Genomic DNA, 24,655 nt, shown 5'->3' with positions numbered 1-24,655 from the left:
TGATTAAAGCGTAGTTTTTCTGCGGATCGTTGCGTGTTCTGCAGAATTATCTCCAGTAAGATCGTGAATATCTGCAGTTTCTACCAATCGACAAAGGTGTGATCGTGGCCACAGCGAAAGATCTTCGGGGCAAGCGGCCGTATGAACTCGACGAGATCGACCGGGGGCTGCTGCGGATGCTCACCGAGAACGCCCGACGCACCAACAACTCCCTGGCCGAGGAGTTGGGGATCGCCCCGTCGACCTGCCTGGCACGCATGAATGCACTGCGCGAGTCCGGGGTTATCCGCAAGTTCACCCTGGACCTGGATCCCGAGGTCCTGGGTCATGCGCTCGAGGCGCTCATCTTCGTGCGGATCCGAGCCGGCGCGCGGCACCTGATGGCCAGTTTTGCGGAGGAGATCCGGGGCAAAACCGGGGTGATGCAGTTGTTCTTCCTCGGCGGTACCGATGACTTCCTGATCCATGTGGCGGTCAAGGATTCCAACGACGTGCGCCAGTTCGTCCTCGACAACCTCTCGGCAAACCCTGCAGTGGCATCGACCCAGACCTCGCTGGTCTTCGAGCACACGCGCGGATCCGTGCCCTGGCTCTGAGCCCCTCGGGCCTCCACAGGAGGTGGTGCGCCGACGGATATCCACATGTAGGCGTCCGCCCGGCCCAGGGGGTCGCGTCGAAACTAGACTCGAATACATGTTCGAAGATTCTATGGAACCGGTCACCGGGACGGGCGGTGCTTCCACCGTCGCGTCGCCGGCGTTGGAGCCGTCCATGGCGGTGCCGGACGCCGACGTCATTGCGACAGTGAGTGGGGTCATCGACCAGTTGGCCGTTGGACGTTCCGATCTGTCGGAGAAGGCGCTGGTCGATTTGATGCGCGAGCTGGAGGCCGCCAAGGCCGCTGCCGCGGCCTATCAAGCGCGGGTCGCCGTCCAGCTGCGGACCCGGATCGTGGAAAGGGAACGGGCCGCCGGTGTCCCCGAGGAAAAACTGGGCGCTGCGGCCGGGGCCCAGTTGGCTCTGGCCCGCCGCGAGCCGCCAAGCCGCAGCGGGCGGTGGATGGGGTTCGCCCGCGCGGTGGTCACCGAGATGCCCTACACGCATCGGGCCTTCAGCTCGGGACGCATCAGCGAGTGGCGGGCGATGATCCTGGTGCGTGAGACCGCATGTCTGACGTTGGAGGACCGGCAGAAGATCGATGAAGCGCTGATGGCCGACCCGCGCACCACTGAAGGGGCCGGGGACCGGCGCGTTGCAGCAATGGCCCACCAGCTGGCCGACCAGGCCGACGCGGCAGCCCTCGTGCGCCGAGCCCGGAAGGCGGTGGGCGATCGGCACGTGAGCCTGCGGCCCGCCCCGGACACCATGGCGATCCTCACCGGAGCCCTGCCTGTTGCGCAGGCAGTGGCCGTCTTCAAGGCGCTATCCCGTGCCGCGGATTTTGCCTCCTCGCAGGGGGATGCCCGCAGCAGGGGGCAGGTCATGGCCGACACGCTGGTCGAGCGCGTGACCGGACAAGAGCGGGCCGCTGACGTGCGGGTGGAAATCGAACTCGTGATGACGGACCGGACCCTGTTCAAAGGCGACGTCGAGCCGGCATACCTGCAAGGCTACGGCGTGGTGCCGGCCCAAATTGCCCGGGACCTGATTCGAAACGCCACCCGGCCGCCGGGCATGGAACCCTCCCAAGATCTTGGCGGGCCCGAATCGACTGGCGGGTCGGGGACGGGTGGGGGAGACGATAAAGAGCTTGTGTGGCTCAGGCGGTTGTACACGGCTCCCGGTACCGGGGCGCTGGTGGGGATGGACTCGAAGGCACGGCTGTTTCCCGATGGTTTGCGCCGGTTCATCGACTTGCGCGACCAGGTGTGTTCGCGGCCGTGGTGCGACGCTCCTATCCGGGAGCGGGATCACGTGGTCGCGCATGCAGCGCGCGGGCGGACGTCGGCGGAGAACGGGGCTGGAACCTGCAGTCACTGCAACCACAGCAAGGAGGCCCGCGGGTGGAGCTCGCGAGTGGTCCCTGGTGACCGGCACACCATCGAGGTCACCACTCCTACTGGCCACACCTACCGGTCCCAGGCGCCAGCGCCTCCCGGTACCGACGCCTGACGGGCAGCGGTGGCGCTACGGCGTCCTGCGGCGCAGTGTCACCGATCCCAGTGCAATGGCACCGACGATCCAGGCGCAAATGATCAGGATCCTGACCACGACGTAGGCCGTGTCCTCGTCGCCGGTTGCCACGGCACCCAACGCATCCATGGCGTGGGAGAGCGGTAGCCAATCACCGATTTGCCGCAGCACGTCCGGCAACTGATCTCGGGGAAGAAAAAGCCCGCCCAGCAGGATCTGTGGGAAGACGAAGGCCGGCATGAACTGGACCACCTGGAACTCGCTGCGGGCAAACGCACTGGCCAGCAAGCCCAGGGCCGTTCCCAGCAGTGCGTCGACCACTGCCACCAGGAACAGCAGCCAGACCTGGCCCTCGATCTCCAACCCGCACACCCACACCGAGAAGGCCACGGCAATGGCGGTTTGCACGATGGAGAGCAAACCGAAGGCCAGTGCGTACCCCAGGATGAAGGACCCCTTGCCGAGCGGCATGGTCAATAGCCTCTCCAGGGTTCCCGACCGGCGTTCCCGCAACGTGCTGATGCTGGCCACCAGGAACATGACGATGAACGGGAAGAGGGCGATGATGGCCGGGCCGATGGTGGCGAATACCGGCGTCTCGGTGAAGATCCAGGCCACCAGCCCGATCAGCAGGCTGGGGACGATCAGGAGCAGGGCGACGGTGCGCGGATCATGCCGCACCTGGGCCAGGACGCGTCCGGCCGTGGCGAAGGTCGACGCGGCGTTCACGGTGTACCACCTTGTCCAAGGCCCGGATCCTGCCGGTGGCGGGCGTGCGTAGATGCCGGCTGCGCGGTCTTGCCCGGCCCGGAAATCAGGGCGAGAAACGCCGCCTCTGCGGTTTCCGTCCCGGTTGCCGCGAGCAGGCCGTCCGGGGAGTCGTCGGCGATGATGTCCCCGTCCCGCATCAACAGCAGGCGGTCGCAACGCGTGGCCTCGTCCATGACGTGGCTGGAGACCAGAAGCGTGGCGCCGTCGGCGGCAAGCCGGCGGAAGAGCGCCCACAAATCCGCGCGGAGCACGGGATCCAGCCCGACTGTCGGTTCATCCAACACCAGCAGATCCGGCTCACCCAGGAGGGCGACCGCCAGGGACACGCGGCTGCGCTGGCCGCCTGAGAGGTTATCCACCAGTTGGTCCGCCGTGTCGGCCAGGTCCGTCAGGTCAAGGACCTGTCCCACCCGGTCCCGTCCGGTCCGGAGGACCTTGCGGAAGTAGTCGAGGTTCTGGTGGACCGTCAGGTCGTCGTAGACGCTGGCGGCCTGGGTCATGTAGCCCACCCGCTGGCGCAGTGGTGCCGATCCGGCGGGCTCGTCGAAGACCCTGATCGTTCCACCGTGGACCACCTGCGTGCCGACGATGCTGCGCATCAGGGTCGACTTGCCGCAACCGCTGGGGCCGAGCAGGCCCACCACAGCGCCGGCGCGCACGCCAAAGGTCAGATCCTCCAGCACGGCTGACTTGCCCCGGCGGACGGTCAGCCCGTCGACCTCGATGGCCATCGCATTATTCACCATGTGATGAATTAAAGTCCTGTCAGGGCTCCGGGTCAACGGTGCCGTGGGGATCCCGATCAACAGTGCCGGGAAGCTCCCGCCCGGTGAGATGCCACTGGACGACCGGGCCCACCGTGTCGACGAGCTGCCCGATGGGTGCCGTAGCCAGCGGTTCGATCCCCAGCACGAAGCGCATGAGCAACAACCCGGCCATCTGGCTCGCCGCCAGCGATGCGCGCAGCTCGGCGTCGGGGCCGCCGACCCGGCGGGCCAGCTGCCCCAGCATCTCCCGTTTGAGGAAACTGCGGACCATGGTCGAACCGGCACCCGTACCCACCGCGCTGCGCATCAGGGCGATGGCCGCAGGCCGCACGGCAGGCCGCTCCCAGGCCGTGAGCACGTCGTGGACCAGGCGCCGGCCGAAGAGCTCGGACGGTCCATCGAGCACCTCGGCCACGATGCGGTCCGGACGCAGTGGCACCCGAACCACCTCGGTGAACAGGCCGGCCTTGTCGTCGAAGTAATGGTGGACCAGCGAGGAATCCACGTCGGCGCGGCGGGCAATCGATCGGATCGAAGCGGACTCGTAACCGCGTTCGTGGAATTCGGCGGTCGCGGCAGCCAGGATGCGATCCCGGCCGCTGCCGGAGGCACTGCCACGCGGCCGCCCCCTCCGGCGACCGGATCCGCCGTCGTCCTTGTTCTGCATCACGGCACCAGCCTACGGCCGGGCCCCGGGGAAGACCCCTACCAGGAGGTGTCCCGCGGGCGGCCTTCCTCGTAGCCGGCGCTGGACTGCACGCCGACGACGGCCCGCTCGCGGAACTGGGCGATGGAGTCGGCGCCGGCGTAGGTGAAGGAGGAGCGCACCCCGGAGATGATCGAATCGACGAGGTCCTCGACGCCCGGGCGGGCCGGATCCAGGTACATCCGCGAGTGCGAGATGCCTTCTTCGAACAGCCCCGAACGGGCCCGGTCGAAGGCCGACTGCTGCTTCGTGCGGTTCTGCACGGCGCGGGCCGAGGCCATGCCGAAGCTCTCCTTGTAGGCGCGGCCGTCCGAATCCAGCACCAGGTCCCCGGCGGATTCGTGGGTTCCGGCGAACCAGGAGCCGATCATGACGCTGGCGGCACCGGCGGCCAGGGCCAACGCGACGTCGCGCGGATACTTCACCCCGCCATCGGCCCAGACCTCGGCGCCTGACTCGCGGGCCGCGCCGGCGCATTCGAGCACTGCGGAGAACTGCGGGCGTCCCACGCCGGTCATCATGCGCGTGGTGCACATGGCCCCCGGCCCCACGCCGACCTTCAGGATGTCGGCCCCGGCAGCCACCAGGTCCGTGACGCCGGCCGGGGAGACGACGTTGCCGGCCACCACCTGCAGGCGCCGGCCGGTACGGGCGGCGAACTCGTCGCGGGCGGCGGTCACCAGCGGAAGCGCCTCGATCATCTTCTCCTGGTGGCCGTGGGCGGTATCCACCACGATCACGTCGACCCCGGATTCGAGCAGAGCAGCAGTCTTGGCACGGACATCGCCGTTGATGCCGACGGCCCCGCCGACCATGAGCCGGCCCTGCGGGTCGACCGCGGGGGAGTAGATCGTCGAGCGCAGGATGCCCTTGCGGGTCAGCACACCGGCCAGCCGTCCGCCGTCGAGCATCGGCACCATCGTCAGGTGGCGTTCGGTGATGGTGTCGAAGACCGAGCGGGGGTCCTCGTCGACCGACGCGGTGGTGATGTTCTGGCTCATTACCTCGGAGATCCGGGCGAAGCGGTCGACTTCCTGGCAATCGCCGAGGCTGACGATCCCGACCGGCTCGTCGCCCTCGAGGACGACGGCGGCACCGTGGGAGCGCTTGCCCAGCAGTGAGAGGGCGGTCGCCACCGCGTCCCCGGCCTGCACGGTGATGGGGGTCTCGAAGACGGTGTGGGCGCGCTTGACCTGCCCGACCATGTCGTTCACGGCGGCCTGGCTGATGTCCTGGGGAAGGATGGCGATGCCGCCGCGGCGGGCGACGGTCTCGGCCATGCGGCGACCGGCCACGGCGGTCATGTTCGACACGACCAGCGGGATCGAGGTGCCGATGCCGTCGGGGGTGGTCAGGTCGACGCTGGTGCGCGATGCCACGGCCGAGCGCGAGGGGACCATGAAGGTGTCGTTGTAGGTCAAGTCGTACTGCGGGTGCACGTCGTTGAGGAATTTCACATGCCTCAGGCTACCGGTTGGACGGCCTCCGCGAGCCGCCGTCGCCAAGGCGGCAAAAGATTGTTCAACAATGTCTTGTCAAGATTGTTCAACAACCTGTAGGCTGCGAAGCAGTAATCGCCCCTGTGACGCCAGTCACTGCCGACAGGACGGAACATCGAAATGTCCGAGACACCCACCCAGAAGAGGCTGAGCCCGGCCGCCCGCCGGACCGCCCTGCTGGGGGCCATGTTCCTGATGGCCACCAGCGCCATTGGCCCCGGCTTCATCACCCAGACCACCGTCTTCACCGTCGAACTTCGCGCGGCGTTCGCCTTCGCCATCGTCATCTCGATCCTCGTCGACGTCGCCGTCCAGCTCAATGTCTGGCGGGTCGTCGGCATCTCCGGGATGCGCGCCCAGGAACTGGGCAACAAGGCCCTGCCCGGCGTCGGCTGGGTCCTGGCCGTCCTCGTGTTCATCGGCGGCGTGGTGTTCAACATCGGCAACATCGCCGGCACCGGCCTGGGCATGAACGCCATGCTGGGCCTGGACCCGAAGATCGGCGGCGCCATCTCCGCCGTCGTGGCCATCCTGATCTTCCTCTCCAAGCGCGCCGGCCTGGCGCTGGACCGCATCGTCGTCCTGCTCGGGGCGATCATGATCCTGCTGATGATCTACGTGGCCATCGTCGCTGCGCCGCCGATCGGCGAGGCGCTGAAGAACACGGTCCTGCCGGAGAAGATCGACTTCCTGATCATCACCACGCTCATCGGCGGCACGGTCGGCGGCTACATCACCTACGCCGGTGCCCACCGGATGCTCGACTCCGGCGCCACCGGCCCGGAAAACGTCAAGGCCATCACCCAGAGCTCAGTGCTCGGCGTCATCGTCACCGGCATCATGCGCGTGCTGCTCTTCCTGGCGATCTTCGGCGTCGTCGCCGGCGGCGTGACCCTGGCCGGGAACAACATGGCCGCCGACGCCTTCCAGCACGCGGCCGGGGAAATCGGCCTGCGCATGTTCGGCGTCATCCTCTGGAGTGCCGCCCTGACCTCCGTCATCGGCGCCGCCTACACCTCGGTCTCGTTCATCACGACCTCGCGCACCTCCGAACGCACCCGCAACCTGATCACCGTCGCGTTCATCGTCTTCTGCGCCGCGGCCTTCCTGCTGCTGGGCCAGGCACCGCAGACGCTGCTGATCTTCGCCGGCGCCTTCAACGGACTGATCCTCCCCCTCGGCTTCGCGCTCATCCTCTGGGTCGCCTGGCGCCGCCGCGACCTGCTGCAGGGCTACAAGTACCCTGCCTGGCTGCTCGTCATCGGCGTGCTCACCTGGCTGCTGACCCTCTACCTGGGCTGGAACTCGCTCTCCGGCCTGGCCGAGTTGTGGGCGTGATCGACATGGAACCCACCACGGACGGCACGGGCCACGGCACGACGGCGGTGCCCGGGCCCGGCGCGGATCCCGCCTCGGAGCGGGGAACCTGGACCCCGGCCCGGGCGCGGAAAGCCTTCCGCGAGGGGCTGGTCGCCCCGACCGCAGGCATCTCCCGCGGGTACGCCCAGGCCAACCTGATCATCGTCCCGAAGGCGCAGGCCTTCGACGTCCTGCTCTTCGCCCAACGGAACCCGAAATCCTGCCCCCTGCTCGGCGTGCTCGATGCCGGCCAGACCAGCGGGGACCTGCTGCCCGGGGGAGACATCCGCACTGACGTGCCGAAGTACGTGGTCTACGAGGACGGCGTGCCCGTCGCCGAGCCCACCGACATCACCGCCTACTGGAGCGATGACCTGGTGACGTTCATCGTCGGCTGTTCCTTCACGTTCGAGACGGCTCTGCAGGACGCCGGGCTGCCGGTCGCCCACATCGACCAGGGCGTGAACGTGCCCATGTACCGGACCAACCGCCGCTGCGAGCCGGCGGGGACGATGGCCGGACCCCTGGTCGTCTCGATGCGCCCCTTCCCGGCCTCCCAGGTCGCCGACGCCGTGCGGATCACCTCCCGCTATCCGGCCGTCCACGGGGCCCCGGTCCACATCGGCGATCCGGCCGAGCTCGGCATCGCCGACCTGGACCGTCCGGACTTCGGCGACGCCGTGGCCATCCCCGCAGGACACCTGCCGGTGTTCTGGGCCTGCGGGGTCACCCCGCAGGCAGCGGTGATGGAGTCCCGGCCCCGGCTGGCGATCGGGCACGCCCCCGGGCACATGCTCATCACCGACGCGTGCGACAACGCCTACCTCGTGCCCTAGCTGAATCGTCAAGCGGACCGAGATGCTGGGCGCGGGGCCCCTGATGCCTATATCGTGAGCGGCAAGGCCCCACCCCGGGCGCCTTCCCCGTCATGAGGAGAGCAGATGGACGTTTGGCCCGGAGACGCCTACCCGCTGGGCGCCACGTACGACGGCAACGGCACCAACTTCGCGCTCTACAGCGAAGTCGCCGACCTGGTCCAGTTGTGCCTGCTGGACGACGACGGTACCGAGACCCGCATCGACCTCACCGAGGTCGACGGCTTCGTCTGGCATTGCTTCCTGCCCCAGGTCGGCCCCGGCCAGAAATACGGCTACCGGGTCCACGGGCCCCACGACCCGGCGGCCGGCCACCGGTGCAACCCGAACAAGCTGCTCCTGGACCCCTACGCCAAGGCCGTCCACGGGGAGATCGACTGGGACCCGTCGCTCTTCGGCTACGTCTTCGGGGACGAGGAGACACCGAACAACGACGATTCGGCGGCCCACATGATGCTCGGCGTCGTGGTGAACCCCTTCTTCGACTGGGACGGCGACCGGCGTCCGAGGCGCCCCTACCACCGCAGCGTCATCTACGAGGCCCACGTCAAGGGCCTGACCCGGCTGCACCCCGAGGTCCCCGAGGAACAGCGCGGGACCTACGCCGGGATTGCCCACCCGGCGGTCATCGCCCACCTGCAGAAGATCGGCGCCACGGCGATCGAGCTGATGCCGGTGCACCAGTTCGTCAACGACTCCACCCTGCAGGAGCAGGGGCTGTCCAACTACTGGGGCTACAACACCATCGGCTTCTTCGCCCCGCAGAACACCTACTGCTCCAGCGGCGACGAGGGCCAGCAGGTCCAGGAGTTCAAGGCGATGGTCAAGGCCATGCACCTGGCCGGGATCGAGGTGATCCTCGACGTCGTGTACAACCACACCGCCGAAGGCAACCACCTCGGGCCCACGCTCTCCTTCCGTGGCATCGACAACGCCGCCTACTACCGCCTCGTCGAGGACGACCCGCGGTACTACATGGATTACACCGGCACCGGGAACTCCCTGAACGTGCGCAACCCGCATCCGCTGCAGCTGCTGATGGACTCGCTGCGCTACTGGGTCACCGAGATGCACGTCGACGGCTTCCGCTTCGACCTGGCTTCCACGCTGGCACGCGAGTTCTACGACGTCGACAAGCTCTCCACCTTCTTCGAGCTCATCCAGCAGGACCCCGTCGTCTCGCAGGTCAAGCTCATCGCCGAACCCTGGGACATCGGCCCCGGCGGCTACCAAGTCGGCAACTTCCCGCCCCAGTGGACCGAATGGAACGGCAAGTACCGCGACACCGTCCGGGACTTCTGGCGCGGCGTGCCGTCAACCTTGGGCGAGTTCGCCTCCCGCATCACCGGCTCCTCCGACCTCTATGAGCACTCCAGCCGGCGGCCGGTGGCCTCGATCAACTTCGTCACCGCCCACGACGGCTTCACGCTGCGCGACCTGGTCTCCTACAACGAGAAGCACAACGAGGCCAACGGCGAGGACAACAACGACGGCGAATCGAACAACCGCTCGTGGAACTGCGGTGTCGAGGGACCCACCGACGATGCCGAGGTGCTGACCCTGCGGGCCCGCCAGCAGCGCAACTACCTGGCGACCCTCCTGCTCTCGCAGGGTGTGCCGATGATCGCCCACGGCGACGAGCTGGGCCGCACGCAGGACGGCAACAACAACACGTACGCGCAGGACTCGGAACTGAGCTGGATCAACTGGGAGGAGGCGGACACTCCGCTGCTCGAGTTCACGGCCGCCGTGAACCGGCTGCGCGCGGAGCATCCCACCTTCCGGCGCCGCAGGTTCTTTGACGGCCGGCCGGTCGCCCGCGCGGACGGGGAGGCCCTGCCGGACATCAAGTGGCTGGGCGCCGACGGCACCCCGATGACCCCCGAGGACTGGGACGCCGATATCGCCCAATCCTTCGCGGTGTTCCTCAACGGCTACGGGATCGCTGGCACCGACGAACGCGGGCAGCCCATTCGGGACAGCAATTTCCTGTTGTTCTTCAACCCCCACCACGAGGACGCGGTCTTCACGATCCCGTCCACCGAATTCGCCCCGGCCTAGGAACCGGTGCTGGACACGGCCGGGGACCATGCCAACGCCGAGCGGGTCGACGCCGGAAGCACCATCACGGTGACGGCGCGTTCGCTGCTGGTCCTGCGCGCCTACGAGGAGACACCCGAGGCGGACCACTCGGTCGCGGCCTCCCTCGCCGCGCAGACGGCGACCGATGACGAGGCCAGCACGCCGAAGTCGGGGGAGTAGGCATGAAGACCCCGCGCTCCACGTACCGCCTGCAGATCCGGCCCGGCTTCACCCTGTACGACGCCGCCGAGCTGGTCCCGTACCTGCGGGACCTGGGGGTCCACTGGGTCTACCTGTCCCCGATCCTCACCGCCGAAACCGGATCGGACCACGGCTACGACGTCGTGGACCCCACCACCGTCGACCCCGCCCGCGGCGGCCGCGCCGGACTCGAGTCCCTGTCGCAGGCCGCCCACGCCGCGGGGATGGGAGTCCTGGTGGACATCGTGCCCAACCACATGGGCGTGGCCACCCCGAAGTCCAACCGCTGGTGGTGGTCCCTGCTCGCCGAGGGCCGGGGCTCGCGCTACGCCGAGGCCTTCGACGTCGACTGGGACGCCGGCGCCGGACGGATCCGGCTCCCCGTCCTGGGGGATGACGAACTCGGCCAACTGGAGCTGGCACCCGTCGACGACGGGTTCGAGCTGCGCTACCACGAGCACGCCTTCCCCGTGGCCGCCGGCACCGCCACCGCCGGGGACGACGCGCGGGCCGTCCACGACCGCCAGCACTACGAACTGGTGAACTGGCGCCGCGCCGACAACGAGCTGAACTACCGGCGCTTCTTCGGGGTGAACTCGCTGGCCGGCCTGCGCGTCGAGGTCCCCTGGGTCTTCGACGAATCCCACGCCCAGATCCGCAGCTGGTTCGACGACGGCCTGGTCGACGGGCTGCGCATCGACCACCCCGACGGCCTGGCCGACCCGGCCGGGTACCTCGCGCGGCTTCGCCAGGTAACCGGCGGCGCCTACCTGCTCATCGAGAAGATCCTCGAACCCGGCGAGGCGCTGCCCGCCGGCTGGCAATGCGAGGGCACCACCGGATACGACGCGCTCGCCGACATCGACCGGCTCTTCGTGGACCCCGAGGGCAGCGGCATCCTCAGCGAGGCCGCCCCCGTGGAGGGCTACCACCCGATGATCCACGACACCAAGCGCGCCATCGCCGACGGACTGCTGCACTCCGAGGTCCTGCGGCTGGCCCGGCTCGTCCCCGCCGGGGCGGTGCCCGACCCCGACGCCGTCGTCGACGCCCTCGCCGAGATCCTCAGCTGCTTCCCCGTCTACCGCAGCTACCTGCCCGACGGCGCCGGACACGTGGAAGCGGCCGTCATCGCCGCCCGCATCCACCGCCCCGACATCGCCGAAGCCATCACCGCCCTGCACCCGCTGCTCGACCCCGGAAACCAGCACGACGCCGGAACCACGCTGGGCGAACTGCCCACCCGGTTCCAGCAGACCTCGGGCATGGTCATGGCCAAGGGCGTGGAGGACACAGCGTTCTACCGGTTCACCCGCCTGACCTCCCTGAACGAGGTCGGCGCAGACCCCTCGCTGTTCGCGCTGGAGCCCTTCGACCTGCACACCCGGCTGGCCGCCCGCCAACTGGACCTGCCGCTGTCGATGACCGCCCTAAGCACGCACGACACCAAGCGCGGCGAGGACACCCGCGCCCGGATCAGCGTGCTCGCCGAACTGCCGCGGGAGTGGGCCGGAACGCTCCAGCGCCTCGATGCCCTCGCCCCGCTGGGGGACCTGCCGTTCGCCGACCTGCTGTGGCAGGCCGCCGTGGGCGCGTACCCCGCCGGCCGGGAACGGGCCCACGCCTACGCCGAGAAGGCGGCCCGCGAAGCCGGCAACAGCACCACCTGGACCGATCCCGACGAGCAGTTCGAGGCCCGCCTCCACGCGGCCGTCGATGCCGCCTACGACAATCCCGAGGTGGTGTCGCTGGTCGCCGGCCTCGTCGAGCGCATCCAGGACGCCGGGTGGTCCAACGGGTTCTGCGCCAAGCTGCTGCAACTGGCCATGCCCGGCGTCCCGGACGTCTACCAGGGCACCGAATTCTGGAACCGCTCCCTGGTGGACCCGGACAATCGCCGGTCGGTGGACTTCGCGCCACGGCAAGAGGCCTTGGCCGAGCTGGACCGGATCGACGACCGCGCGCAGCTGCGGGCCCTGGGCGCCGATGCCCGTGCGAAGCTGCTGATGGTCTCCCGTGTCCTCCGGCTGCGCCGCGACCGGCCCGGGCTGTTCACCGGCTACGAGGCCGTCGCCACCTCCGGGGCCGCGGCGGGACACCTCTTCGCGTTCGACCGCGGCGGGGCCATCGCCGCACTTACCCGCCTGCCCATCGGCCTGGCCGCCGACGGCGGCTGGCGCGACACCGTCCTGCACCTGGCGCCCGGGGCCTACCGCGACGAGATCACCGGCGGCCACCACACCAGCGACGGCCAGCTGCGCGCCGCCGACGTCTTCGCCGACTACCCGGGCGCGCTGCTGACCCGGCAGACCGACTAGGGAGCACCATGGAGAAGCCCTTCGCCGTGTGGGCGCCGCGCGCCACCGAGCTCAGGCTGCTGGCCGGCGGCCGGCAGTGGGACATGCACCGGCACGACGGCGGATGGTGGGCTCCCGCCGTCGTGCCCCCGGGCGCCGATCTCGACTACGGCTACCTGCTCGACGGCGCGGATACCCCGCTGCCCGACCCGCGCTCGCGGCGCCAACCCGACGGGGTCCACGGGCTCTCGCGGACGTTCGACCCGGGCGCCCACGCCTGGTCGGACACGGACTGGGTGTCGCCCGGACTGGCCGGCGGGGCGATCTACGAACTCCACCTGGGCACCTTCACCCCCGAAGGCACCCTGGACGCCGCCGCCGAGAAGCTGCCCTACCTGGCCGGGCTGGCCATCCAGCACGTCGAGCTGCTGCCGGTCAACGCGTTCAACGGCACGCACAACTGGGGCTACGACGGCGTGCTCTGGTACGCGGTCCAGGAAACCTACGGGGGGCCGGCGGCCTACCAGCGGTTCGTCGACGCCGCCCACGCCCACGGGCTCGGCGTCATCCAGGATGTCGTCTACAACCACCTCGGGCCCAGCGGGAACTACCTGCCGCGCTTCGGCCCGTACCTGACCGAGGGCAACGCCAACACCTGGGGCGACTCGGTGAACCTGGACGGCCCCGGCTCGGACGAGGTCCGCTCCTACATCGTGGAGAACGCCCTGATGTGGATGCGCGACTACCACGTCGACGGGCTCCGGCTCGATGCCGTCCATGCGTTCAAGGACTCCCGCGCCACCCCGCTGCTCGAGGAACTGGCGGCAGCCACCGACGCCGTGGCGGACCGGAGCGGGAAGCCGCTGTTCCTCATCGCCGAGTCGGACCTGAACAACGACCGCCTGATCCAGGACCGGACGGTCAACGGGTACGGGCTGTCCGGGCAGTGGAGCGACGACTTCCACCACGCCGTCCACGTGAACCTCATGGGGGAGACCAGCGGCTACTACGCCGACTTCGACTCGATCGGCGCCCTGGCCAAGGTCCTGCGCGGCGGCTTCTTCCACGACGGGTCATACTCCTCGTTCCGCGGACGCCACCACGGCCGGGCCATCGACACCAACCGCGTGTCGCCGGGCCAGCTGGTGGTGTGCACGCAGAACCACGACCAGATCGGCAACCGCGCGGCCGGGGACCGGCTCACCGCCAGCCTGGGGGCCAACCGGCTGGCCATCGCAGCGGTGCTGAACCTGACGGCCCCCTTCACGCCGATGCTGTTCATGGGCGAGGAATTCGCGGCCTCGACCCCCTGGCAGTTCTTCACCTCCCATCCCGAACCCGAGTTGGGGAAGGCGACGGCGGAGGGCCGGCTGGCCGAATTCGCCGCCATGGGCTGGGATCCCGCCACGGTTCCGGACCCCCAGGCCGAGTCGACGTTCCGGGACTCAAAGCTGGACTGGGCCGAAGCCGAAGACACGGGTCGGTCCGACGTGCATGGGCGGATGCTCGCCCTGTACCACCGGCTGCTTGCCCTGCGGACCGTCGAACCCGACCTCGCCGACACGGGCACGTGGCCGCAGGTGGAGGCCGACGCGGACGCGGGATGGCTGGTGGTGTACCGCGGCTCGATCGCCATTGCCGTGAACCTCTCGCCAGGCGAAGCAGCCGTTCCGCTCTCCCGCGCCGCCGGTCCGCTGCTGGTGGTCGTCGGCGAGGCCGTCGCCGGGAACGATGGAGAGTCCGTGGTGCTGGGCGCCGACTCGGCGGCGGTCGTGCGCGTGTCGTGAGCTGCTGACCCGTTGTCCACAGGCAGGACCTGCCAGACCCTCCGCGCCCGGGCCGCGGCTACACTGGGCCGGTGGAACCAGACCTGCCCCCCGTGCTGCACGACGCCCAGATCCAGCGATTCGTCGGCCGGCAGACCTTCGAACGCGGTTTGGAATACTTCTTCACCGGCCGCGTCCAGGACCTCGAATGGGACTCGGGCGTCCGGCAGGTGTCCGCGCACGTACGGGGCTCGGCCGGTGCCGTCTACCGCAGCATCGTCACCTTTACCCGCGGGCTGGAACCGGCGATCGCCGTCTGCGGCTGCCCGGTGCACGAACGCTGCAAGCACACGGCGGCGCTCATGCTGGCCGCCTCCGTGGCCTCGAACCAGGCGCGGACGACGACGCAGCAGAAGCTCCCACCCTGGCAGCGCCGGCTCGAGGCCATGCTGGAGGCGCCCGGCACGGCGCGGCCGCCGGCACCCTTGGGCGTCCAGTTCGAGCTCATCACCGCGGCCAAGGGCCGGAAAAACCGGCTGACCGTGGGCCTGCGGCCGGTCACGCTGAACGAGAAGGGCCGCTGGGTCTACTCCAGCCTCCGGTGGGGCGGATTCGGGGCCAACGCCTCGGCGGGCTACTACTTCGCCGGCGGGCAGCAGGCCCTGCAATTCGGCCCGTCCCAGGAGCGCTGGATGCAGGACTTCCACGCGCTGCACGGCTTCGCCTACGCCAACCCCTACCTCGACCTGGAACGCTTTTCGTCCCCGGTGTTCTGGCGCCTGCTGGCCACCGCCCAGGAGGCCGGCATCGTGCTGCGCGGGGCAACGGCCGCCACCGCGGTGACCGTGCACGATCCGGTCACCGTGGGCCTGGACCTGGCCGATGCCGGGGGCAAGCTGCGGATGACTCCGTCCCTGCGGCACGCCGACGGAACCGTACCGGACCAGCCGGTCGACCGGGCCAATGCCGTTCCCGGCACGGAACGCCGGCTGCGGGTCATCGGCACACCCGGCCACGGCATGGCCTGGTGGGACGAGGTGCCCGACCAGCCCCTCCGTGCGACCGCCATCCACCTGGCCCCCGCGCACGGCCCGGTTCCCGACGTCGTCGCGCAGCTGCTGGAAGGGGGCAAGCCCCTGGAGATCCCGCGGAACGGTCGCGATGCCTTCGTCCACGAGTACCTGCCCGAACTGGCGCGCCGCGTGCGGATCGTCTCCCGCGACGGGGCAGTGGACGTCCCCGACCGCGAGCCGCCACGGCTGCGGCTGGTGGTCGCGCACTTCCGGCGCCCGGGCCAACGCCGCGCGCCAGCGGCCACCGGCGTGCGGTTGGAGTGGGGCTGGGACTACCGGGTGGGACCCACCAGCACCAGCCACCTGCTGCTCCCCGACGGCGATCCGAACCGGGACGCGGCGGCCGAGGCCGACCTGTTGCAGGATGTGGCCCGTTCCCTGCCGGACTTCCCGGCAGCCTGGCAGGAGGTGTTCCCGCAACCGCTGCTCAACCCTCCCGGAAGCAACGAACCGGTGGACCTGGTCGGCGTCGACGCCGCGCGGTTCACCGCCGAGGCGCTGCCGGTCCTCAACGACTGCGACAGGGTCCTCATCGAGGTCCAGGGCCAGCCGGTGGACTACGTGGAACTGACCGAGGTCCCGGCGATCTCCGTCAGCGCCGGCGAAACCGACACCAGCGACTGGTTCGATCTGGGGGTGCGGGTCCACCTAGGCGACACCGAAGTCCCCTTCGACCAGTTGTTCCTGGCGTTGGCCCAAGGGGAGGAATACCTGTTGCTCGAGGACGGCAGCTACTTCTCGCTGGACAAACCCGAATACCGGCAACTGCGCCGGCTCATCGAAGAGGCCCGGACGCTGCAGGACCGCGGCGCCCAGGCCTTGCGAATCAGCCGGCACCAGGCCTCGCTGTGGGATGAACTCGTCGAACTCTCATCCGACGCCGAGCAAACGGAGGCCTGGAAGGCGTCCGTCGGGGGATTGCTGGAGTTGGAGCGGATCGAACCCGCCGCCCCGCCCGCCGGGTTGAACGCCACCCTGCGGCGCTACCAGCAGGAAGGATACTCCTGGCTGGCGTTCCTGCATGACCATGGCCTCGGCGGCGTGCTGGCCGACGACATGGGGCTGGGCAAGACCCTCCAGACGCTCGCGCTGATGCTCCACGCGCAGCAGCGGACCTCCGACACCGGCGGGGCCGCGCGGCCCTTCCTGGTGGTGGCGCCCACCTCGGTGGTTCCCAACTGGGCCTCCGAAGCGCAGCGGTTCGTCCCGGGCCTTCGCACCGCCGTCGTCTCCGAAACGCTCCAGCGCACCGGCACCGAGCTTGCGGCGCTGTTGGAGGATGCCGATGTCGTGGTCACCTCGTACGCGCTGTTCCGGCTGGAGAATGAGGCGTACGCCCGGCAGCGCTGGGCCGGCCTGGTCCTGGACGAGGCCCAGTTCGTGAAGAACCCCGCGACCAAGGCCGCCGCCCAGGCGCGCGCGTTCCCGGCACAGTTCAAACTCGCGATCACCGGGACGCCGATGGAGAACAACCTCTCCGAGTTGTGGTCGATGTTCGCGATCACCTCCCCGGGCCTGTTCCCCTCCGCCAAGCGGTTCGAGGAGCTCTACCGCAAGCCGATCGAAAAGGACGGCGACCCGGAGCGGCTGGCCCAGCTCCGGCGCCGGATCCGCCCGTTGATCATGCGCCGGACCAAGGAACTGGTCGCCACGGAACTGCCGCCGAAGCAGGAACAGGTCCTCGAGCTGGAACTGTCCCCGCGGCACCGCACCATCTACCAGCGACACCTGCAGCGCGAACGGCAGAAGGTCCTGGGGATGCTGGAGGACATGGACTCCAACCGCTTCCAGATCTTCCGGTCGCTGACCATGCTGCGCCAGTTGAGCCTGGATGCCTCGCTGGTCGACGAGCAGTACGACGGCGTGCCCTCCAGCAAGCTCGATGCCCTCCTCGAACAACTCGAGGACATCGTCGCCGAGGGGCACAGCGCGCTGGTGTTCAGCCAGTTCACCTCGTTCCTGTCCCGGGCGGCACAGCGGCTGGACGAGGCGGGGATCGCCTACGCCTACCTGGACGGCAGCACGCGGTCCCGGGGGAAGGTCATCGAGACGTTCACCAGCGGCAAGGTCCCGGTGTTCCTGATCAGCCTGAAGGCCGGCGGCTTCGGGCTGAACCTCACGCAGGCCGACTACTGCTTCCTGCTGGACCCCTGGTGGAACCCGGCCAGCGAGAACCAGGCCGTCGACCGGGCCCACCGGATCGGGCAGACGCGCAATGTGATGGTCTACCGCATGGTCTCCAAGGACACCATCGAGGAGAAGGTGATGGCCCTCAAGGCCAAGAAGGCCCAGTTGTTCTCCTCCGTGATGGACGAGGACGCCGCCTTCGGTGCCGCCATCAGCGCCGAGGACGTCCGGGCGCTCTTCGGGGCCTGAGCACGCCGGAGGCCCCCCGTCGGCCTTGATGTGGTCTTCGGTGCGTGCCCATGATGACAGTGGAACACGCATCGACATCGGAGGCGTGATGGAGCCGTCAGCGAGCCCGCGCAGCGGCCGTTCGCTGCCTCTACGGGAGGCCGTGCACCCCGGCATCGGCCACGCGGGCGCCGCCCGTCTGAACGCCCACCATCGTTTGGTCGGCGCGGTCCTGGTGGCCCTAGCCGGGGTGCAGATCGTCATCGCCTTCATCGGGTCCCTCCTGATCTTCGCGGGCTTCAACCTGTGGGTCTCGCCCACCTACGCCATGACCGCCGAAAGCTTCCCCGCCCGGGCACGGACCACGGGTTTGCGTTGGTGGACGGCGTGGGGCACATCGGCGGCGGCATCGGGGTCCTGGTCATCGCCCGCTCCTGCCGCACCTGTCGATCCTGGGCGCACTGCTGCTCATTTCGGTCTTCCTGGTCGTCGCGGCGGTCATCGCCCAATTCACGACGCATACCCGCAACCGGCCCCTGGACGAGGTCTCGCCCTAAGGCGCGGGAACCGCCGTCGTGCTCAGAAGCCGTCGGGCAGGGTAGCGGTGCGGTCGAAGTCCTCGGTGGTGCTGACCAGGCCGTCGGCGCCGATGAGCGTGACAGCGCCCTCGGTGCCCCGCCGGTTGCCGCCGGAAATATCCGCCCCGGCATCGGCGACGACATTCTCCAGGATGACGCCCGGTCCCACGTGCACCCCGTCGAGCAGGACGCTGTGCCGGACCGTTGCCCCCTCGTCGATCACCGTGCGGGGACCGACGACCGAATGCGTGACGTTGCCGCGTACCTCGGCGCCGGCGGCGACCATCGATTCCGCGATCCGCGCCGAGGAGTGGATCCGGGCGGGCAGCAGCTGGGGTTGGGCGGTGAGGATCGGCCGGTCCGGATCGTCCAGCTCGGCGCCGGTGCCGTCGAGCAGCTGCAGGTGTGCGGTCCAGTAGGACTGCAGCGTGCCCAAATCCATCCAATAGCCGTCGTGCCGGTGTTCGGCCACGCGGCGGTGCTCGACGAACCAGGGCAGCAGGTCCTCCCCGTAGTCCGCCAGGTCAGCGCCGCTCGCCTCCAGCTCGTCGAGGGCGGTGAGCAGGCTGGCGGTGTCGAAGAGGAAGACCTCCATGGCCACCAGGTTGCCCGGGGGATCCTGCGGCTTGTAGTCGAAGCCGGTGACGGTGCCCTCGTCGTCGGTGGAGACGACGGCGTAGCGGGAGGCGTCCTCGTCCACGGGCGTGGTCGCCATGGTCAGATCGGCGCCACGGTCCCGGTGGGTCTCGAGCAGGTCCAGGAAATCCAGGGTGTACAGGTGGTCGGCGCTGAGCATCAGGACGAGGTCGGGATCGAACTCCCGGATCAGCTGCTTTTGCCGGTTCAGCGCGTCGGTGTTCCCTCGGGCGAACCCGGCCCCGTCGGCACCCTCGAAGGGCGGCAGGACGCGCAGCCCGCCGTGGGTGCGGTCCAGGTCCCAGGGCCGGCCGTTGGCCAGGTGCTCGTTGAGGCTGTGGGGCAGGTACTGCTGGATGACCCAGACGTCGCTGATGTGCGAGTGCGCCAGGTTGGACAGGGCGATGTCGATCAGCCGGTAGGTGCCGCCCACCGGCAGCACGGGCTTGGCCCGGTCATCGGTCAGCGCGCCGAGGCGGGAGCCCTGGCCTCCGGCGAGGACCAGGCCCAGGGTCCGTGGCATGCGCATGGGGGACTCCGTCAGTTCCCGCTGGCGGGGGTGCCCCGCCCGCCGGATTCGAGGTGGCCGAGCAGCTCCGCTTCGGCGTCGTCGAGGTAGCCCCGCAGCACGTCCGCTGCTTCGGCAGGCTGCCCGGCGCGCAGCCGGGCGACGATGTCGACGTTGCGCTGGACGTAGTGGGTGTGGAAATCCGGTGCCGAGGACATGGCGTGGAAGACCAGGCGCATCTGGGCCAGTACCCGCTCCATGAGCACGAGCAGCGAAGAGCTGCCTGTCAGCCGGATGACCGCCTGGTGCAGGGCCTGGTTGGCGTCGGCCATGTCGGCCACCGACCCCGCGGCCCGGGCCTCCTGGGCGCGGGCGACGATCAGGTCCATTTCGTCGAGGTCCTGCTCGGTTGGGAGGCCCCAGAGGACGGCCGCCGGTTCGATCATCCGCCGGACCCGGTAGATCTCGCGGACCTCTTCCGCGCCGGGGGAGGCCACGAAGACGCCCCGGTTGGGGATCCGGACGACCACCGATTCGCCGGCCAGCGTGCTGAAGGCCTCCCGCAGGGTGTTGCGCGAGACGCCGAGCGAGGCCGAGAGGGCCTGTTCGGAGAGCTTCGACCCCGGAGTCAAGAGCCCCTGGGCGATGCGGCGGCGCAGGACCGAGGCGATCCAAGCCGCGGTGTGGGCATGCCGGGAGGCGTCGGTGTCGAGGTTATCCACCAGGGCGTTCATGGGCATGGTTCCAATCTACCGGCCCGGGACCGCGCCCGGACCACATGAGGGTCAGCCGATCGTCCCGAGGGACTCCCCGCGCACGACGGCGGTGCCCGGCTCGGTGCCACCCCGGCGGAGTGTGCCGGCACGGTGGGCGGGAACGGTGGTTTCCATCTTCATCGCCTCCAGGACCAGCACCGGGTCACCGGCGGCCACGTCGGCACCGTCGGCGGCGACCCACTTGACCAGGTTGCCGTTCATCGGGGCGGTGAGTTCGCTGCCGTTGCCGGAGTCCGACCCGGAACCCGAGCCGGAACCCGATGCGGCACCCGGGCCGGCGCTGCCGGCGGAGGAGGCACCGGCGTCGTGCGGTGGTGTGCCGGTCCGGCAACCGCGCAGGGCCCCGAGCAGGGCGGCGGGCAGGCCGAGCTGGACCGCCTTGCCGTCGAGCTCGATGGTCAGCCGCTCGCGCTCGGCGCCGGGTTGGGCGGCGGCGACGTAGGGGGAGGCGGCCAGCTCGTCGGCGAACGAGGTCTCGATCCACGTGGTGTGGACGCCGAAGCGGTCCGTGGCGGTGAAGTCCGGATGCCGCACCACGGCCTGGTGGAAGGGGATGACGGTGGGCAGCCCGGAGATGACCAGTTCGTCCAGCGCGGCGCGGGCGCGGCGCAGCGCCTGGGCGCGGTCGGCGCCGTGGACGATGAGCTTGGCCAGCAGGGAGTCGTATTCGGTGGGCACGGTGTAGCCGGAGGCCACCCCGGTGTCCACGCGGACCCCGGCGCCGGTGGGCGCCGCGAAGGCGTCGATCGTTCCGGGGGAGGGCAGGAAGCCGCGGGCGGGGTCCTCGCAGTTGAGCCGGAACTCGAAGGCGTGGCCGGAGGGCTGCGGGTCCTCGGTGAGGGAGAGCGGCAGGCCGTCGGCGATGCGGAACTGCTCGGCGACCAGGTCCACGCCAGCGGTCTCCTCGGTGACCGGGTGCTCGACCTGCAGGCGCGTGTTGACCTCCAGGAAGGAGATGATCCCGTCGGGGGAGACCAGGTACTCCACGGTCCCGGCCCCGGTGTAGCCGGCCTCGCGGCAGATGGCCTTGGCGGATTCGTGGATGCGCGAGCGCTGGTCGTCGGTGAGGAACGGGGCCGGGGCCTCCTCGACCAGCTTCTGGTTGCGGCGCTGCAGCGAGCAGTCGCGGGTGCCCACGACCACGACGTTGCCGTGCGTGTCGGCCACGACCTGGGCCTCCACGTGGCGGGGCAGGTCCAGGAAGCGCTCGGCGAAGCATTCGCCCCGGCCGAAGGCGGCGGTAGATTCGCGGACCGCCGAGTCGAAGGCGTCGTCGATGTCCTCGATGCGCCGGGCGATCTTCATCCCGCGGCCCCCGCCCCCGAATGCGGCCTTGATGGCGATGGGGACACCGTGTTCGGCGGCGAAGTCGTGGACGGCCGCGGCATCGGCGAGCGTTCCCTCGCTGCCCGGGACCAGGGGCGCCCCGGCGCGCACGGCGATCTCCCGGGCGGTGACCTTGTTGCCCAGGGCGCGGATGGCCTCCGGCGAGGGGCCGATCCAGGTCAGCCCGGCGTCGAGGACGGCCTGGGCGAAGTCGGCGTTCTCGGAGAGGAACCCGTAGCCGGGGTGGACGGCGTCGGCCCCGGAGGCGGCGGCGACGCCGAGCAGCTTGGCCACGTCCAGGTAGGTCTCGGCGCTGCCGGAACCGTTCAGGGCGTAGGCCTCGTCGGCCAGGCGGACGTGGAGGGCGTCGGCGTCCGGGTCCGAGTACACGGCGACCGAGGCGAGCTCGGCGTCGGTGCAGGCGCGGATGACGCGGACGGCGATCTCCCCGCGGTTGGCGATCAGGACCTTCTTCATGGGCGGGTTCCTTCGGTGGTGGCAGGGGCGGGGGCAGGGGCGGCGGCGTCCAGGGTGTCTGCTTCCAGGGTGTCGGGGTCCACGACCCGAAAGCGGAGGGCGGTGCCGGGGGCCGCCTGCGCGGCGGCCGGCAGGTCCTCGGGCACGACGACGGCGATCACCGGGTAGCCGCCGGTCACCGGGTGGTCGGCGAGGAAGAGCACGGGAAGGCCCGAGGGCGGGACCTGGAGGGAGCCGGTCGCGGTTCCCTCGCTGGCCAGTTCCCCGGTCCGGGTGCGCCGGAGGGGGGCCTGGCCGTCGCCGGCCTCGAGCCGCACGCCGATCCGGTTGGACTGGGTACCGGCGGTCCAGCTGGCTCCGCAGAGCGCGTCGAGCGCGCCCTCGTCGAACCAGTCGGCCCGGGGCCCGGGCGTGACGCGCAGGGTGAGGGTGCCCTCCCCGGGGGTATCGGTGGCCGCCGGCTCCGGGTTGCCGACGATGTGGCCGTGCCCCGCCGGGCCGATGGGCAGCGAGACGCCCGCCGCTAGGGGGGCGGGGCCCAGGCCCGAGAGCGTGTCGGTGGAGCGGCTGCCCAGCACCGGGGCCACTGCGAGGCCGCCGCGCACAGCCAAAAAGCTGCGCAGCCCGGTCCCGGGGGAATCCAGGGTGAGGGTTTCGCCGTCGTGCAGGGCGAAAGGGGCACGTGCAGTGGCGGTGCGCTCGCCGTGGGGGCCGGAAATGGACGCGGACTCGGCGGAGCCAGCGAGGGCCAGGACCAGTGCGCCGACGGCGCGGACCTGCAGCCCGCCAAGCAGCGTCTCGATCACCGCGTCGCCGGGGCCGTTGCCCACCAGCCGGTTGGCCTGCCGGGCCGAAGCGGCATCGGCGGCGCCGGAGGCAGGAACCCCGAGGTCGCCCAGCCCGGGGCGGCCGAGGTCCTGGATGAGCGACTGCAGGCCGGGGGAGATGACGGTCAGGGCCGTACCTGAGGCGGCCGGGGCCGGTCCGGCAGCCGGTTGGGTGGCCGGGGCGGGCGGCGGGACAGTGAGCGGGGCAGTAGCCGGGGTGCCGCTCTCCGCGGGCTGGACCTCGACGGCGTCGCGGACCGCACGGTAGTGGACGATGTCGCCCGGACGGACCAGGGCCGGGCGTTCCCGCCCCAGGTCCCACATGCGGGCGGTGGTGCGGCCGATCAGCTGCCAGCCGCCGGGGGAGCGGGCCGGGTAGACCGCGGAGAACGGGCCGGCGAGGCCCACCGATCCCGCCGGGACCGCGGTGCGGGGGGTGTCGCGGCGCGGGACGGCCAGCGATTCGTCCTCGCCGTGCAGGTAGGCGAAGCCGGGGGCGAAGCCGCCAAAGGCCGCCGTCCAGACCTGGCCGGTGTGGGCGGCGACGACGCCGTCGGCGCCGAGGCCGGTGAGCCGTCCCACCTCGTCGAGGTCCTCGCCGTCGTACACGACGTCCAGGGTGATCTCACGGCCCTCCGGCGCCGGGGCGGCACTGCTGCCGAATTCGTCCAGGGTGGCCGGGGCCGCGAGTGCGTGGGCCCGGGAGTCGAAGGCGAGCATGATGGTCTCGGCGGCGGCCAGCACCTCGATCTGGCCGGGCAGCGGGGTGTGGGCCAGCCGGGCGTGCAGCGCGACGACGTCGTCCAGGTCCGCCAGTTCCAGCAGGAGCGTGCGCGGACCGGCCCAGCGGACGGCCGGTGAGCTCATGCGAAGGACCGGATGGAGACGCCGGCCGCTTCCAGGCCGCGGCGCACGGCGGCGGCCATCGCCACGGCACCGGCGGTGTCGCCGTGCAGGCAGATGCTCTCGGCGGGCATGGACAGCGTGGATCCGTCGCGGGCCGTCAGCGTGCCCTCGGTTGCCAGGCGCACCATGTTCGCGGCGACGAGATCGGCGTCGTGCAGGACGGCGCCCTCCTCACGGCGCGAGACGAGCGTTCCGTCCGGGTTGTAGGCGCGATCGGCGAAGGCCTCGGCCACCGCCCGCATTCCCGCCGCCTCGGCCCGGGCCAGTGCCACGGAACCGGGAAGCAACAGCAGCGGCAGGTCGGTCCCGAAGGCCTTGACCGCATCGACGACGGCCTGGGCGTGGGCCTCGTGGTGCACGATCGTGTTGTAGAGGGCGCCGTGGGGCTTGACGTAACGGATGGACCCCCCGGCCGCGCGGGCCACGGCGTCGAGTGCGCCGAGTTGGTAGAGCACGTCGTCGGCGAGTTCGGTGGGGGAGCAGTCGAGGAACCGGCGGCCGAAGCCAGCCAGGTCGCGGTAGGCCACGTGCGCGCCGGTCACCACGCCGGCGGCCACCGCGTCACGGCAGGTCTGGCCCATGGTGGAGGGGTCCCCGGCGTGGAAGCCGCAGGCCACGTTCGCGCTGGACACGGACTCGAAGATGGCCGCGTCGTCGCCCATCGTCCAATTGCCGAAGGACTCGCCCACGTCGCTGTTCAGGTCGATGCTGGTCACCGTGATCTCCGTCTCGTTGCT

The 24,655-nt window shown here is 70.2% G+C and carries 16 protein-coding genes and 1 pseudogene; 8 read left to right on the top strand and 9 right to left on the bottom strand.

Annotated features, from left to right (window positions below; all coding sequences use genetic code 11):
- Positions 1-104: 104 nt before the first annotated feature.
- Positions 105-596 carry an Lrp/AsnC family transcriptional regulator gene (locus AB8M85_RS04130; protein ID WP_372697486.1) on the top strand — a complete coding sequence of 164 codons (492 nt, stop codon included), beginning with the start codon at positions 105-107 and terminating at the stop codon, positions 594-596.
- 112 nt (positions 597-708) lie between these two features.
- Entirely contained in the window at positions 709-2,112 is a 1,404-nt protein-coding gene (locus AB8M85_RS04125) for an HNH endonuclease (protein WP_372697485.1), read from the top strand.
- 15 nt (positions 2,113-2,127) lie between these two features.
- On the opposite strand, the gene AB8M85_RS04120 is transcribed toward AB8M85_RS04125, so the two are convergent.
- From AB8M85_RS04120 to AB8M85_RS04105, 4 genes are read right to left on the bottom strand one after another with little or no spacing between them, the layout of a single operon-like run.
- Positions 2,128-2,862, bottom strand: coding sequence for an ABC transporter permease (locus AB8M85_RS04120; RefSeq protein ID WP_372697484.1), 735 nt, complete (start codon positions 2,860-2,862; stop codon positions 2,128-2,130).
- Positions 2,859-3,650, bottom strand: coding sequence for an ABC transporter ATP-binding protein (locus tag AB8M85_RS04115; protein WP_372697483.1), 792 nt, complete (start codon positions 3,648-3,650; stop codon positions 2,859-2,861). The genes AB8M85_RS04120 and AB8M85_RS04115 overlap by 4 nt, the downstream gene beginning before the upstream one ends.
- A gap of 19 nt (positions 3,651-3,669) precedes the next feature.
- Positions 3,670-4,338: a TetR family transcriptional regulator gene (locus AB8M85_RS04110; RefSeq protein ID WP_372697715.1), complete on the bottom strand. Its 669-nt coding sequence runs from the start codon at positions 4,336-4,338 to the stop codon at positions 3,670-3,672.
- A 38-nt stretch (positions 4,339-4,376) separates the two neighbouring features.
- On the bottom strand, positions 4,377-5,834 hold the full coding sequence (locus tag AB8M85_RS04105) for a GuaB1 family IMP dehydrogenase-related protein (RefSeq protein WP_372697482.1): 1,458 nt from the start codon (positions 5,832-5,834) through the stop codon (positions 4,377-4,379).
- Positions 5,835-5,996: 162 nt separating this feature from the next.
- Between AB8M85_RS04105 and AB8M85_RS04100 the strand changes: the two genes are divergently transcribed.
- The 6 genes and pseudogenes from AB8M85_RS04100 (at position 5,997) to AB8M85_RS04075 (ending at position 17,905) form a co-directional block, all read left to right on the top strand.
- Entirely contained in the window at positions 5,997-7,214 is a 1,218-nt protein-coding gene (locus AB8M85_RS04100; RefSeq protein ID WP_372697481.1) for an NRAMP family divalent metal transporter, read from the top strand.
- Between the two features lie 5 nt (positions 7,215-7,219).
- Positions 7,220-8,071 (top strand): putative hydro-lyase, encoded by an 852-nt coding sequence (locus tag AB8M85_RS04095; RefSeq protein ID WP_372697480.1) that lies wholly within the window; start codon positions 7,220-7,222, stop codon positions 8,069-8,071.
- 105 nt (positions 8,072-8,176) lie between these two features.
- A pseudogene (gene glgX / locus AB8M85_RS04090) lies at positions 8,177-10,372 on the top strand (glycogen debranching protein GlgX).
- Between the two features lie 2 nt (positions 10,373-10,374).
- Complete coding sequence (gene treY / locus AB8M85_RS04085) at positions 10,375-12,711, top strand: malto-oligosyltrehalose synthase (RefSeq protein ID WP_372697479.1); 2,337 nt, start codon at positions 10,375-10,377, stop codon at positions 12,709-12,711.
- An 8-nt stretch (positions 12,712-12,719) separates the two neighbouring features.
- The gene (gene treZ / locus AB8M85_RS04080; protein ID WP_372697478.1) at positions 12,720-14,477 is read left to right on the top strand and encodes a malto-oligosyltrehalose trehalohydrolase; all 1,758 of its coding nucleotides are present in this window, start codon (positions 12,720-12,722) and stop codon (positions 14,475-14,477) included.
- Positions 14,478-14,548: 71 nt separating this feature from the next.
- The gene (locus AB8M85_RS04075; protein ID WP_372697477.1) at positions 14,549-17,905 is read left to right on the top strand and encodes an SNF2-related protein; all 3,357 of its coding nucleotides are present in this window, start codon (positions 14,549-14,551) and stop codon (positions 17,903-17,905) included.
- A 558-nt stretch (positions 17,906-18,463) separates the two neighbouring features.
- On the opposite strand, the gene AB8M85_RS04070 is transcribed toward AB8M85_RS04075, so the two are convergent.
- From AB8M85_RS04070 to AB8M85_RS04050, 5 genes are read right to left on the bottom strand one after another with little or no spacing between them, the layout of a single operon-like run.
- Positions 18,464-19,627, bottom strand: coding sequence for a glucose-1-phosphate adenylyltransferase family protein (locus tag AB8M85_RS04070; protein WP_372697476.1), 1,164 nt, complete (start codon positions 19,625-19,627; stop codon positions 18,464-18,466).
- An 11-nt stretch (positions 19,628-19,638) separates the two neighbouring features.
- Positions 19,639-20,346, bottom strand: a complete 708-nt coding sequence (locus tag AB8M85_RS04065; protein ID WP_372697475.1) for a GntR family transcriptional regulator — start codon at positions 20,344-20,346, stop codon at positions 19,639-19,641.
- A 45-nt stretch (positions 20,347-20,391) separates the two neighbouring features.
- A complete protein-coding gene (locus tag AB8M85_RS04060) occupies positions 20,392-22,185 on the bottom strand; it encodes a biotin carboxylase N-terminal domain-containing protein (protein ID WP_372697474.1) in 1,794 nt (597 codons plus the stop codon).
- The gene (locus AB8M85_RS04055; protein WP_372697473.1) at positions 22,182-23,879 is read right to left on the bottom strand and encodes a carboxyltransferase domain-containing protein; all 1,698 of its coding nucleotides are present in this window, start codon (positions 23,877-23,879) and stop codon (positions 22,182-22,184) included. Before AB8M85_RS04055 ends, AB8M85_RS04060 begins: the two co-directional genes overlap by 4 nt.
- Complete coding sequence (locus tag AB8M85_RS04050; RefSeq protein ID WP_372697472.1) at positions 23,876-24,634, bottom strand: LamB/YcsF family protein; 759 nt, start codon at positions 24,632-24,634, stop codon at positions 23,876-23,878. The genes AB8M85_RS04055 and AB8M85_RS04050 overlap by 4 nt, the downstream gene beginning before the upstream one ends.
- Between the last annotated feature and the right edge of the window lie 21 nt (positions 24,635-24,655).

Source organism: Arthrobacter sp. JSM 101049 (genome assembly GCF_041679245.1).
Classification (GTDB): domain Bacteria; phylum Actinomycetota; class Actinomycetes; order Actinomycetales; family Micrococcaceae; genus Arthrobacter_H.
Note: the sequence above shows the minus strand (reverse complement) of the source record. Positions and strands in the feature narration are given on the sequence as shown.